12 protein-coding genes are annotated in these 12,403 nt (G+C 72.1%); all 12 read left to right on the top strand.

The window, feature by feature from the left end; all coding sequences use genetic code 11:
• Window positions 1-106 precede the first annotated feature (106 nt).
• On the top strand, window positions 107-1,075 hold the full coding sequence (locus ACFVYS_RS09575) for an SMP-30/gluconolactonase/LRE family protein (RefSeq protein WP_389500409.1): 969 nt from the start codon (window positions 107-109) through the stop codon (window positions 1,073-1,075).
• A gap of 78 nt (window positions 1,076-1,153) precedes the next feature.
• A complete protein-coding gene (gene crcB, locus ACFVYS_RS09570; RefSeq protein ID WP_389500407.1) occupies window positions 1,154-1,609 on the top strand; it encodes a fluoride efflux transporter CrcB in 456 nt (151 codons plus the stop codon).
• Window positions 1,606-2,010 (top strand): DUF190 domain-containing protein, encoded by a 405-nt coding sequence (locus ACFVYS_RS09565; protein ID WP_389500405.1) that lies wholly within the window; start codon window positions 1,606-1,608, stop codon window positions 2,008-2,010. Before crcB (ACFVYS_RS09570) ends, ACFVYS_RS09565 begins: the two co-directional genes overlap by 4 nt.
• Window positions 2,007-2,372 carry a fluoride efflux transporter CrcB gene (gene crcB, locus ACFVYS_RS09560; RefSeq protein WP_389500403.1) on the top strand — a complete coding sequence of 122 codons (366 nt, stop codon included), beginning with the start codon at window positions 2,007-2,009 and terminating at the stop codon, window positions 2,370-2,372. Before ACFVYS_RS09565 ends, crcB (ACFVYS_RS09560) begins: the two co-directional genes overlap by 4 nt.
• Before the next feature lie 93 nt (window positions 2,373-2,465).
• Complete coding sequence (locus ACFVYS_RS09555; RefSeq protein WP_389500402.1) at window positions 2,466-3,302, top strand: undecaprenyl-diphosphate phosphatase; 837 nt, start codon at window positions 2,466-2,468, stop codon at window positions 3,300-3,302.
• A gap of 208 nt (window positions 3,303-3,510) precedes the next feature.
• Window positions 3,511-4,188: a FadR/GntR family transcriptional regulator gene (locus ACFVYS_RS09550; RefSeq protein ID WP_057605258.1), complete on the top strand. Its 678-nt coding sequence runs from the start codon at window positions 3,511-3,513 to the stop codon at window positions 4,186-4,188.
• Window positions 4,185-5,624 (top strand): amino acid permease, encoded by a 1,440-nt coding sequence (locus tag ACFVYS_RS09545; protein WP_389500401.1) that lies wholly within the window; start codon window positions 4,185-4,187, stop codon window positions 5,622-5,624. The genes ACFVYS_RS09550 and ACFVYS_RS09545 overlap by 4 nt, the downstream gene beginning before the upstream one ends.
• Window positions 5,625-5,668: 44 nt before the next feature.
• The gene (locus ACFVYS_RS09540; RefSeq protein ID WP_389500740.1) at window positions 5,669-6,685 is read left to right on the top strand and encodes an asparaginase; all 1,017 of its coding nucleotides are present in this window, start codon (window positions 5,669-5,671) and stop codon (window positions 6,683-6,685) included.
• A gap of 266 nt (window positions 6,686-6,951) precedes the next feature.
• Complete coding sequence (aspA, locus tag ACFVYS_RS09535) at window positions 6,952-8,364, top strand: aspartate ammonia-lyase (protein WP_389500399.1); 1,413 nt, start codon at window positions 6,952-6,954, stop codon at window positions 8,362-8,364.
• A 73-nt stretch (window positions 8,365-8,437) separates the two neighbouring features.
• Window positions 8,438-9,376: a glutaminase gene (locus ACFVYS_RS09530; protein ID WP_389500397.1), complete on the top strand. Its 939-nt coding sequence runs from the start codon at window positions 8,438-8,440 to the stop codon at window positions 9,374-9,376.
• Window positions 9,277-10,932 carry a polyprenol phosphomannose-dependent alpha 1,6 mannosyltransferase MptB gene (gene mptB, locus ACFVYS_RS09525; RefSeq protein ID WP_389500395.1) on the top strand — a complete coding sequence of 552 codons (1,656 nt, stop codon included), beginning with the start codon at window positions 9,277-9,279 and terminating at the stop codon, window positions 10,930-10,932. The genes ACFVYS_RS09530 and mptB overlap by 100 nt, the downstream gene beginning before the upstream one ends.
• A 20-nt stretch (window positions 10,933-10,952) precedes the next feature.
• The gene (locus ACFVYS_RS09520) at window positions 10,953-12,371 is read left to right on the top strand and encodes a glycosyltransferase 87 family protein (RefSeq protein WP_389500393.1); all 1,419 of its coding nucleotides are present in this window, start codon (window positions 10,953-10,955) and stop codon (window positions 12,369-12,371) included.
• The last annotated feature ends 32 nt before the right edge of the window (window positions 12,372-12,403 follow it).

Here is a 12,403-nt window from a genome sequence, read left to right as displayed (position 1 = left end):
ACGGAGGGCCCACCCTCCGGAAAGGCCAGGCAAAGACCCCGGCCACGACCTGTCGACGCCCTGCCCGCCTGCGAGGATGGCCGCCTCCTCAAGGAAGGCGGCCCATATGGACCGTCGGACGCCTCTCGTCCCCCTCAGGTACATCACACTCCCCGGGCACGGCCCCGAAGACGTCGTCGCCGACCCCAGAGGGCGGGTACTGACCGGGGTGGCGGACGGGCGGATCCTGCGTATCGACGGTCTGGACGACCCGCCCGCGGCCCGGGTCGAGCACATCGCCGAGATCGGCGGCCGGCCGCTCGGCCTCGAACTCCTCCCGGACGGCGACCTGTTGGTCTGCTGCGCCGAGGGCGCGCTGCTGCGCCTCGACCCCGACGGCGGTACCGGAAACGTCCGTGTCCTGACCGAGTCGGTGGCGGGGGAGCGGCTGCGCTTCTGCAGCAACGTCGTCGCGCTGCCCGACGGCACCGTCTACTTCACCGTGTCCAGCCAGGTCCACCCCCTGCGCGACTGGATGGGCGACCTCGTCGAACACACCGGTACCGGACGCCTGTTGCGCCTGGAACCCGGCGCCCGGGAGGCCGAAGTCGTGCTGGAGGGGCTCCAGTTCGCCAACGGCCTGGCGCGCGGCGCCGACGACTCCTTCCTGATCGTCGCGGAGACTGGTGCCCGCCGCCTCACCCGCTACCAGCTCACCGGCCCCCGGGCCGGCCGGGCCGAGCCGCTCGTCGAGCAGCTGCCGGGGTTCCCGGACAACCTGTGGCGCGGCGCGCCCGACGGCCCGGTCTGGGTGGCGCTGGCCGGCCCGCGCGTCCCCCCGCTCGACCTCCTGCACCGCGCCGGCCCCGCCGTACGCCGCCGCGCCGCCCGCCTCGCCGTGAACGCGCCGTACCGTCCGTCGGGCACGACGGGGGTGCTGGCGGTCGACGACGACGGCCGGATCGTCCACCACCTCACCCACCGCCGCTCCGGGTTCCGCATGGTCACCAGCGTCTGCGAGACCGGCGGCCGACTGGTCCTGGGCAGCCTCTGGGAGCGCGGCATCGCGGTCTGCGAGGCGCCCGTGACCAAGTGAGACGGCGTTACGCTGGTGCCCGGTCGTGATCACTTCGATGAGGCGGGACGGTCCCGGCCCGGGCAGGAGACGTACGACATGACAGCTCCGGAGGCCGAGAGCCTCCGCACCGGCGCGGCACGCAGGGCCACCGGGACGGGTCAGCTCCCGGTGGTCGCCGTCGTGGCCGTCGGTGGCGGGCTCGGTGCCGCCGCCCGCTACGCGGCCTCCCTCCGGTGGCCCACGCAGACCGGCGGGTTCCCTTGGACGACCTTCTGGGTGAACGTGGTCGGCTGCGCGGTGATCGGCGTCTTCCTGGTGGTGATCACCGAGGCGGTCACCGCCCACCGGCTCGTGCGGCCGTTCTTCGGCACCGGTGTGCTGGGCGGATTCACCACCTTCTCGACGTACGCCGTCGACATCCGCAAGCTGTTCGACGAGGGCCGTCCCGGCACGGCCCTGGCCTACCTCGCCGCGACCCTGTTCGCGGCGCTCCTCGCGGTCCGGCTGGCGGCCACGGCCACCCGCCGCGTTCTTCTGTGGAGGCGGCGATGACGAGACCGACCGGCACTGCCCTGCGGCTGACCGTCTTCGTCGGCGAGAGCGACACCTGGCACCGCAAGCCCCTCTACACGGAGATCGTGCACCGCGCCCGCGCCGCCGGTCTCGCGGGAGCCAGCGTCTTCCGCGGCATCGAGGGCTTCGGCGCCTCCTCGCTGATCCACACCTCCCGGCTGCTGTCGCTCAGCGAGGACCTGCCGGTCGCGATCGTCGTCGTGGACACCGAGGAGCGGGTGCGGGCCTTCCTGCCCGAGCTCGACGAGCTGGTCACCGAGGGCATGGTGACCCTCGATCCCTGCGAGGTCATCCGGTACGTCGGCCGAGGCGGGGAGCGGGCGGAGCACCGGGTCGAGCAACAGGACGATACGGACACGAAGGGTAAGAAGTCGTTGTGAACTGGCTGGTGGTCGTCGCCGGCGGCATGATCGGCGCCCCGCTCCGCTATCTGACCGACCGCGCGGTACAGGCCCGGCGCGACTCGCTCTTCCCCTGGGGCACCTTCGTCGTCAACATCGGCGGCTGCCTGATCCTCGGCGCCCTGACCGGCGCCGCCACGGTCGGTCCCGACCTGCGGTTGTTCCTGGGGACGGGTTTCTGCGGAGCGCTGACGACGTACTCGACGTTCTCGTACGAGACACTGCGGCTGACCGAGACCGGCGCCGGCCTCTACGCCGCCGTCAACGCCGTCGCGAGTGTGACGGCGGGTCTCGGGGCCGCGTTCGCCGGGGTCGCGATAGGCCGGTGGGCGTGGTCGTAGGCGGTCCGGCCGGCTCCGCGCCTGGTAGGACTGTGTACGCACCGGAGCGTATACAACGCTGTCGACCGATTCGTCTCCTCAGAACTGGATTCCATGAGCGCCATCTCCGTCGGCCAAGCCGTCGTCCTCGGAGCCGTCGAGGGAGTGACCGAGTTCCTCCCCGTCTCCTCCACCGGCCATCTGAAGATCACCGAGGGCCTGATGGGCATCAAGGTCGACGACGACGCCGTCGTCGGGTTCTCGGCCGTCATCCAGGTCGGGGCGATCGCCGCCGTGCTCGTGTACTTCCGCAAGGACATCGTGCGGATCGTCACGGCCTGGTTCCGCGGGCTGCGCAGCCGTGAGGAGCGTCACCACCACGACTACAAGTTCGCCTGGTGGGTGATCTACGCGACGATCCCGATCGTCGTCGTGGGGCTCGCCGCCAAGCCCTTCATCGAGGGCCCGCTGGCCTCGCTGTGGGTGGTCGCGGGTTCGCTGATCGTCGGCAGCGGCGTGATGTGGGCGGCCGACCAGATGGGCCGCCACAAGCGCGGCGAGGACGACACCTCGTTCAAGGACGCGATGCTGGTCGGCAGCTCCCAGATCCTCGCGCTGCTCTTCCCCGGCTTCTCCCGCTCCGGCGCCACCATGTCCACCGCGCTCATGCTCGACCTGGACCGGGTGGCCGCCACCCGGCTGTCGTTCTTCCTCGGCATCCCCGCCCTGACCGGCGCCGGCATCTACGAGCTGAAGGACGCCCTGGGCACGGGCGCCGGCGCGGCGCCCCTGGCCGTCGGCACGGCGGTGTCCTTCGTGGTCGCCTACGCCTCCATCGCCTGGCTGCTGAAGTTCGTCGCCAAGCACTCCTTCAACGCGTTCGTCATCTACCGGCTCGTCGTCGGCGTGGCCCTGTTCGGACTGCTGGCCGCCGGGGTCCTCGACAGCTGACCGGGCCCCGGCGGCCGGTCGCGTGCCGGTGGGGGAATCCCCTCGCGATCCCCTCAGGGGGCGGGAAGATGCCTTTCAGGCTCTCCGCCCCCTGAATTTTTTGTTTCACGGCCCGTCTTGACAGCGGCGGCAGCACACCCGGAGTATCACTCCCGTGAACCTGTCAGACAGCCAGACAGGTGGAGCGGGGCCGCGACGCATCAGCGCGATGGAAGCGGTCCTCACCCACCTCCGCGGCGCCATCGAACGCGGCCGCTACGCCATCGGTGACAAGCTCCCTTCCGAGGCGGAGCTCTGCCGCACCCTCGAGGTGTCCCGGCCCGTCCTGCGGGAAGCCCTGCGCGCCCTGCAGACGATGGGCCTGACCGTCGCCAAGACGGGCAAAGGCACCTTTGTGATCGCGAACACCGTGGAGGACCCCACCTTCGGCGACTACGCGGCCAGCGACCTGCTCGAGGTGCGCCGGCACGTCGAGGTCCCGGTCGCCGGGTACGCGGCGCTGCGCCGCACCCCGGAGAACCTGGACCACCTGGCGCATCTCCTCGACCGCATGGAGCGGGAGACGGACACCACCGCGTGGGTCGCGATGGACACCCTCTTCCACCTGGCCGTCGCCGAGGCCGCCCAGAACCCGGTGTTCCGCCGGGTCATCGAGGAGATCCGGGACGCACTGGCGCGTCAGTCGGCCTTCCTCAACGAGCTGGGCGGACGGCGCGAGCAGTCCAACCGCGAGCACCGGGCGATCGTCGAGGCGCTGATCGACGGTTCCGAGCCCGACGCGGTGGAGGCCATGAGCCACCACCTCGACCGCGTCGAGACGACCCTCACCGACATCGTGCGCGCCCCGCGCACGGACCCTCCCCTGGAAGGCGGACCCGCGGCGTGAGCGACCAGCACCTCAAAGACGAGACGCGCCCCTCGACCCGTCACGTCGACGCCGGAGACGAGGGCTACAGCAAGTCGCTGAAGTCCCGACACGTCAACATGATCGCCATCGGGGGCGCCATCGGCACCGGTCTCTTCCTCGGCGCCGGCGGGCGGCTCGCCGACGCCGGCCCGTCCCTCTTCATCGCCTACGCGGTCTGCGGAGTCTTCGCCTTCCTCGTGGTACGCGCCCTCGGTGAACTCGTGCTGTACCGGCCCTCCTCCGGCGCCTTCGTGTCCTACGCCCGCGAGTTCATGGGCGAGAAGGGCGCGTACACGGCCGGCTGGATGTACTTCCTGAACTGGGCCACCACCGGCATCGCCGACATCACCGCGGTGGCCACCTACACCCACTACTGGGGGATGTTCTCCGACATACCCCAGTGGGTGATCGCGCTCATCGCCCTGGCCGTGGTCCTCACCGTGAACCTGATCTCGGTGAAGATCTTCGGCGAACTGGAGTTCTGGTTCGCCATCGTCAAGGTCAGCGCACTGGTGATCTTCATGTGTATCGGCATCTTCCTGCTGGTCACGCAGCACCCGGTGGACGGCGCCACCCCCGGCCCGTCCCTCATCACCGACAACGGCGGACTGTTCCCCAGCGGTCTGCTGCCCATGCTGCTGATCATCCAGGGCGTCGTCTTCGCCTACGCCTCCGTCGAGCTGGTCGGCGTCGCCGCCGGTGAGACCGAGAACCCCGAGAAGATCATGCCGAAGGCGATCAACTCGATCATGTGGCGGGTGGGTCTGTTCTACGTCGGCTCGGTGGTCCTGCTGTCGATGCTGCTGCCCTGGAACAAGTACACGTCCGGCGAGAGCCCCTTCGTGACGGTCCTCTCCAACATCGGCATTCCCGCGGCGGGCGGCGTGATGAACCTCGTCGTCCTCACCGCTGCCATGTCCTCGCTCAACTCCGGCCTGTACTCCACCGGCCGCATCCTGCGCTCCATGGCGATGTCCGGCTCCGCGCCGAAGTTCACCGGCGTGATGAGCCGCAGCCAGGTCCCGTACGGCGGCATCCTGCTCACCAGCGGTATCTGTGTGCTGGGCGTCGGCCTCAACTTCGTGGTCCCGGCGGACGCCTTCGAGATCGTGCTGAACTTCGCGGCGATCGGCATCCTCTCCACCTGGGGCATGATCATGATCTGTCACCTGCTCTTCTGGCAGAAGACCCAGAAGGGCGAACTGACCCGGCCCGACTACCGGCTGCCGGGCTCCCCCTGGACCGAACTCGTGACGCTGTTCTTCCTCGCCTCGGTCCTGGTCCTCATGTACGCCGACGGCGGCGCCGGACGCACCACCGTGCTGTGCCTGCCGCTGATCGCCGCTGCGCTGGTCGCCGGGTGGTACGCCATCCGCCGCAACCTCGCGCGCACCTCAGCCAAGGCCGGCGCGTGACCCCGACGCCGGCCGCCGACCACCCACCAGTGATGCAGGCAGTGATGTACAGCAGTTCCCTCGCCGACGCCCCCGCGATCCGCGAACCCCTCCACGCCCCCGTCGCCCACCTCGTCCGCGGCGGGGTGACCGAGGGCATCCACTACGGCTCCGTCGTCGTCCTCGGCGCGGGCGGCGAGATCGAGCTCCAGCTCGGCGACATCGAGGCCGCCTTCTACCCACGCTCGGCGCTCAAGCCAGTCCAGGCCGTCGCCATGGTCCGGGCCGGGCTGCCGCTCGACGGCGAGCTGCTCTCGCTCGCCGCCGCCAGCCACTCCGGCGAGGAACGCCACCTCGCCGGGACCCGGCGGATCCTCGAACTGGCGGGCGTCGCGGAGGACGACCTGCGCAACGTCACCGACCTGCCGTACGACCCGGCGGTCCGCGACGGCTGGATACGGGAGGGCCGCGCGCCCTCCCGACTGGCCCAGAACTGCTCCGGCAAGCACGCGGCCATGCTGTACACCTGCAGGCTCAACGGCTGGTCCCTGGACGACTACCTCGACCCGAGGCACCCGCTCCAGCATGCGATCGCCGAGATCGTCGAGGACCTCACCGGACAGCGGATCGCACGGGTCACCGTCGACGGCTGCGGCGCCCCCCTGTTCTCGGTCTCCCTGCACGGCCTCGCCCGGGCCGCCGCCCGCGTCACCGCCTCCGCGCCCGGCACGCCCGAGGCGCGGGTGGCCGACGCGATGCGCGAGCACGCCGAGATGGCGTCCGGCTCCGGCCGGGACGTGGCCGCGCTGATGCGGGCCGTCCCCGGCCTGCTGGCGAAGGACGGCTTCGAGGGTGTCGAGGTCGCCGCGCTCCCGGACGGCCGAGCCGTCGCCGTCAAGATCTCCGACGGCGCCAACCGTGCCCGTGTCCCGGTCACCGCGGCCGCCCTCGTCCGCGCCGGTGTGGACCCCGCCCTGCTCACCGGGTTCGCGGGCGAACCCCTCCTCGGCGGCGGCGAACCGGTCGGCTGCGTCCGCCCGGTCCGCGCGCTGGACCCGGTCACCGTGCGCGCCTGCGCCTGACGGTCTCCGGTGACCACCGGGTGTGCGCGGTGGTCACCGGCGTACTCCCGGATCGCCGCGCGCGGTCCCCGTACCGCGATCAGGCCCGCGATCAGGCCCGCGATCAGGCCCGCGCCCGGCCCTCGAACCGCCGGTCCGGTCACCACCGGACCGGCGCCCGACCGGCTCGGGCGGTCGTCACCCCGTACCGCCCGAGCCGGCATCACCCCACCCGCGCCGCCCGCCGCTCATCCGCACCCTCACCCTCGGAAAGAGGCCGCACCCTCATGACCGCCGCCGTCACCCGCAGCGAACACGACCTGCTCGGAGACCGGGACGTCCCGGCCGACGCGTACTGGGGCGTCCACACCCTGCGCGCCACGGAGAACTTCCCCATCACCGGGACGCCGATCTCCGCCTACCCGCACCTCATCGACGCCCTCGCCGCCGTCAAGGAGGCCGCCGCCCTCGCCAACGAGGAGCTCGGCCTGCTCGCGCCGGACAAGACGGCCGCCATCGTCGCCGCCTGCCGTGAGATCCGCGCGGGGAAGCTGCACGAGCAGTTCGTCGTCGACGTCATCCAGGGCGGCGCGGGCACCTCGACCAACATGAACGCCAACGAGGTCGTCGCCAACCGGGCGCTGGAGCTGCTGGGGCACCAGAAGGGGCAGTACCGGTACCTGCATCCCAACGAGGACGTCAACCTCGGGCAGTCGACCAATGACGTCTACCCGACCGCCGTCAAGATAGCGACGGTCTTCGCGGTACGTGGACTGCTCAAGGCGATGTCCGTACTCCAGGACGCCTTCGCCCGTAAGGCCGTCGAGTTCCGTGACGTGCTCAAGATGGGCCGTACACAGTTGCAGGACGCGGTACCGATGACGCTCGGTCAAGAGTTCTCCGCCTATGCCGTCATGATTGACGAGGACCGTAACCGTCTTGACGAGGCAGTCCAGTTGATCCATGAGATCAACCTGGGTGCCACGGCCATCGGGACCGGACTCAACGCCCCCGCCGGATACGCCGAGGCCGCCCGCCGCCACCTCGCCGAGATCACCGGGCTGCCGCTGATTACGGCGGCCAACCTGGTCGAAGCCACCCAGGACTGCGGCGCGTTCGTCCAGATGTCCGGCGTGCTCAAGCGCGTCGCGGTCAAACTCTCCAAGAGCTGCAACGATCTGCGGCTGCTGTCCTCCGGGCCGCGCGCCGGCCTCGGCGAGATCAACCTGCCGCCCGTGCAGGCCGGTTCGTCCATCATGCCGGGCAAGGTCAACCCGGTGATCCCCGAGGTCGTCAACCAGGTCGCCTTCGAGGTGATCGGCAACGACGTCACCATCACCATGGCCGCCGAGGCCGGACAGCTCCAGCTCAACGCCTTCGAGCCGATCATCCTGCACTCCCTGTCGGAGTCGATCACCCACCTGCGCGCCGCCTGCCTCACCCTCGCCGAGCGCTGTGTGGACGGCATCACCGCCAACACCGAGGTGCTGCGCGCGACCGTCGAGAACTCCATCGGCCTGGTCACCGCCCTCAACCCGCACATCGGGTACACGGCGGCCACCGACATCGCCAAGGAGGCCCTCGTCACCGGCCGCGGCGTCGCCGAACTCGTCCTGGAGAAGGGCCTGCTGCCCGCCGAGCGGCTCGCCGAACTGCTGCGCCCCGAGGTCCTGGCGGGCAGCGGAGCCCCCCTCGTCTGACCCCCCTCGTCCGACCGCCCTCGTCCGACACCCGTCGCCCGCGACGACGCGCCGGGGCCGGCACGGAGGCACAATGGTGATCATGACAACGACGCCGTCCCGTGCCTTCCAGCCGGTCCTGGACCGCATCGCCGAGGAGATGGAACGCACCCCCGGCCGGGGCCGTCCCGCCGACTACATCCCGGCGCTCGCGGCCTGCGACCCGCGCCGCTTCGGCATGGCCGTCGCGGAGCCGGACGGCACGGTGTACGGCGTGGGGGACTGGCGGGAGCCGTTCTCCACGCAGTCCCTCACCAAGGTCTTCACCCTCGCCCTGGACCTGGCCCGCGAGGGCGACGAACTCTGGGAGCACGTGGGCCGCGAACCCTCGGGCAACCCCTTCAACTCCCTGATCCAGCTGGAATACGAGAACGGCATCCCGCGCAATCCCTTCATCAACGCGGGCGCGCTGGTCGTCACCGATCGGCTGCAGACCCGTACGGGGGACGCGGCGGGCGAACTCCTCGGCTTCCTGCGCGCGGAGAGCGGCAACCCCACGCTCGGTTTCGACGAGGGAGTGGCCGCCTCCGAGGCCGCGCACGGCGACCGCAACGCCGCCCTGGCCCACTTCATGGCCTCCTACGGCAACATCGACAACCCGGTACCGGTCCTCCTCGACCAGTACTTCCGGCAGTGCTCCCTCACCGCCTCCTGCGCCGACCTCGCCCTGGCCACCGGCTTCCTGGCCCGGCACGGCGTCCGCGCCGACGGCACCCGGCTGCTCACCGGCAGCCAGGCCAAGCAGGTCAACGCGGTGATGCTGACCTGCGGTACCTACGACGCGGCCGGCGACTTCGCCTACCGGGTCGGCCTGCCCGGCAAGAGCGGCGTGGGCGGCGGCATCATCGCCGTCGTACCGGGCCGCTGCACGCTGTGCGTGTGGAGCCCGGGTCTGGACGAACGGGGCAACTCGGTGGCCGGAGTGGCCGCCCTGGACCGGTTCACGACTCTGACCGGGGTGTCGGTGTTCTGAGCCCGCGGTTCGGACAGAGGACAGCGGGACGGTCCCGGCCCGCGGCGCTCATCGCCACGGCGCCCGACTCACACGTCGGTCACGCGCAGGCCGCCGCCAGGCAGGCGCGATGTCGCTCTGCGGTCACCCGGGCCGGACACCATGACAGCGTGCTGACCAAGGCTTTTCCCATCGATCTCCGGCGTTGTCAGGTTCTGGGCCTGGCCGGAACTGCCTGTCTCGCGCTCGGCGGCGAGACGGCCGGCGCGCTGCCCGCCCGGGAGCTCCTGGCCCCGTCCTCGGTGCACGCCGTGCTCGGCCTGGTTGGCGTGTACTTCGGGCTGGTGCTGCTGACCGCGGCCTGGATCCTGCTCGGCACACTGGTGCGCGGCGCGGATCCGCCGGCCCCCCGCGCCCTCGTCCTGGTCCTCGCCGTCTGGGCGGCGCCGCTGCTGATCGCGCCGCCGCTGTTCAGCCGGGACGTGTACAGCTACCTGGCGCAGGGCGCCATGGTGGACGCGCACCTCGACGTGTACGCGCACGGTCCGGCCCGGCTCGGCGGTCCGCTCGCCGACGAGGTCGCCCCGCTGTGGCGGAACACCGGAGCCCCGTACGGCCCGGTCTTCCTCGCCGTCGCCGCCGCCCTGTCCGGACTGACCCGGGGCGCCCTGTCCGCCGGCCTTCTCGGCATGCGGTGCGTCGCGATCGCGGGGGTGGCGCTGATGACGGCCGCCCTGCCCCGCCTCGCCCGGCACAGCGGAGCGGACCCGGCCGCCGCGCTCTGGCTCGGCGCGCTGAATCCGCTGGTCCTGCTGCATCTGGTGGCCGGCGCCCACAACGACGCGATCATGCTGGGTCTGCTCGGTGTCGGGCTGGTGGCCGCGCTCGGCCGGCGCCCGGTGCTCGGGGCCGTCCTGGTCACCCTGGCCGCGCTGGTCAAGGCGCCCGCCGCCCTGGGCCTCGTCGCCGTCGTGGTCCTGTCCCTGCGCGCGGGCCGGCCCCCGGTCCGGACCCTGCTGAGCACGGCGGCCGCGACGGCCGTCACCACGGTGGCGGCGACCGCCGTCGCGGGCACCGGCTACGGCTGGATAGCCGCCCTGGACACACCCGTCTCCGCGCACAACTGGGCGCTCACCAGCCTGCTGGGCCGGGCCACCCGTGCTCTCCTGGACGGCCTGGGCAGCGACCTCGCGCCCTGGGCGGTACCCGTCTGGCACGCCCTGGGCCTCGCGGTCACCGCCGTCGCCCTCGTCGTCATCTGGTGGCGGCTGCGTCGGCGCCCGGTGTACGCGCTCGGCCTGAGTCTCGCCACGGTGGCCGCGTTCGGCCCGGCCCTCCGCCCCTGGTACGCGCTGTGGGGTCTGTTCCTCATCGCCGCGGCGGCCCCGGACACCCTGATACGCCACCGGACGGCGGCCGTGGCGGGCGTCCTCGCCCTCGCCGTCCTGCCCGACGGGGACCCCGCCGACTCGGGCCGCCTGATCCTGGCCGTCTGCGGCGGCGCGCTCGCCGTGGTCGTCCTGTGGCAGGCCCACCTCGCGGCACAGGCGCCGACCGCCCTGGGTCGTACGGCGTGAGACCTCGTGAGATCCGCGGGGTGAGACCGCCCCGCACCGACCGCGGCCGCCTTCTGCTGCTCCTCGCGCTCGCCGCCGTCGTCACCGTCTTCACTGCGACGGTTCCGCTGCTGCGCGACTGGTTCGACCTGCGTGTCTACTACGGCACCGTCAACAGCTGGATCCACGAAGGCGGCCGGGTCTACGACTACCGGGTACCGGGCACGCCGTACGGCTTCACCTACCCCCCGTTCGCGGCCGTCGTCATGCTGCCGATGGCGCTGGTCGGGCTGCGCACCGCGATCGTGACCGCCCTGCTGCTCAACCTGGCGGCGCTGGCGTTCGCGGTGCGGGTGTGCGTCGGACCCCGGTGGCGGCGGTACGGCTGGTACGGAGCCGGCCTCGCCGCCTGCGCGCTCGCGCTCTTCGAACCGCTGCGCGACACCCTCAGCTTCGGCCAGGTCAACCTGCTGCTGCTGGCCCTGGTGCTGGCCGACGCCGGGCTGCTCGCGTCCGGGCGGACCCGCTGGGCCGGCGTCGGCATCGGCCTGGCGGCGGCCGTCAAGCTCACGCCCGCGCTCTTCATCGGCCTGCTGCTGGTCGCCCGCCGGTGGCGGGCCGCCGCGGTGGCCACGACCGTGGCGGCGGCCGCCACCGCGCTCGCGGCCCTGGTCGCCCCGGACGCCTCGCGCTTCTACTGGACGCGGGCTTTGTGGGACACGACCCGGGTGGGCCGGCTCGACTACGTCTCCAACCAGTCGCTCCAGGGCGTCCTGGCACGGCTGGGCGTGGAGAGCCGGGTGGTCTGGGCGGTGCTGGTGCTGGCTGCGCTGGGCTGGTGGGTGTGGCGGGCCCGGCGGGCGGTCGCCGCCGGGGACTGGCAGGCGGCCTTCGCCCTGACCGGCCTCACCGCCTGTCTGGTCAGCCCGGTGACGTGGGTGCACCACCTGGTGTGGCTGCTGCCGTCCTTCGCGGTGCTGATCCGCGCGGGGCGCCCACGCGTCGCGGGCGCCCTGTACGCGGTGCTGTGCACCAGCGTGGTGTGGCTGTGGTTCGACGACGCGTCCGGCGTCGACGGCTTCCTCGGCAGCAACACCTACACCTGGATCACGCTCGGCCTGCTGGTGTGGCTGCCCGCCGGTCAGCTTCCCGAAGAGCGCCGGCCGGCGAGCCGCAGCCCGAGTGCCACGGCCGCCCCGCCCAGCGCGGCGGCGCCCGCGATCAGCGCCGCCTCCGGCCAGCCGGGAGCGTGGCCGGCGTCGACAGCGGCGGCGACGGCGACCGGGGTCGTGCCGGGCACCGGCGTGGAATCGGGCGTGGGCTCCGGCGTGGACGCCGGCTTCGGCCCGGGGCCGGGAAACGGCCACGGACGGACCCGCAGCGCGTCCAGCGAGCCCACCGGATCGACCCGCCCGGCGGCCGCGAACCCCCAGTCCAGCAACGCGCGCGCCTCCTCGTAGACCTCGAACCCGCCGCCCGCCTGAGGGTTCAT

It is taken from the genome of Streptomyces sp. NPDC058295 (genome assembly GCF_042880655.1).
GTDB lineage: Bacteria > Actinomycetota > Actinomycetes > Streptomycetales > Streptomycetaceae > Streptomyces > Streptomyces coriariae.
This window is presented reverse-complemented; position numbering and strand designations above follow the sequence as displayed.

Excerpts from the sequence above, each read along its gene's own strand:
- ACFVYS_RS09565 (WP_389500405.1), top strand. The coding sequence starts at position 1,606 with ATGACGAGACCGACCGGCACTGCCCTGCGGCTGACCGTCTTCGTCGGC.
- ACFVYS_RS09555 (WP_389500402.1), top strand. The coding sequence starts at position 2,466 with ATGAGCGCCATCTCCGTCGGCCAAGCCGTCGTCCTCGGAGCCGTCGAG.
- crcB (WP_389500407.1), top strand. The coding sequence starts at position 1,154 with ATGACAGCTCCGGAGGCCGAGAGCCTCCGCACCGGCGCGGCACGCAGG.
- ACFVYS_RS09575 (WP_389500409.1), top strand. The coding sequence starts at position 107 with ATGGACCGTCGGACGCCTCTCGTCCCCCTCAGGTACATCACACTCCCC.
- ACFVYS_RS09540 (WP_389500740.1), top strand. The coding sequence starts at position 5,669 with ATGTACAGCAGTTCCCTCGCCGACGCCCCCGCGATCCGCGAACCCCTC.
- aspA (WP_389500399.1), top strand. The coding sequence starts at position 6,952 with ATGACCGCCGCCGTCACCCGCAGCGAACACGACCTGCTCGGAGACCGG.
- ACFVYS_RS09530 (WP_389500397.1), top strand. The coding sequence starts at position 8,438 with ATGGTGATCATGACAACGACGCCGTCCCGTGCCTTCCAGCCGGTCCTG.
- ACFVYS_RS09550 (WP_057605258.1), top strand. The coding sequence starts at position 3,511 with ATGGAAGCGGTCCTCACCCACCTCCGCGGCGCCATCGAACGCGGCCGC.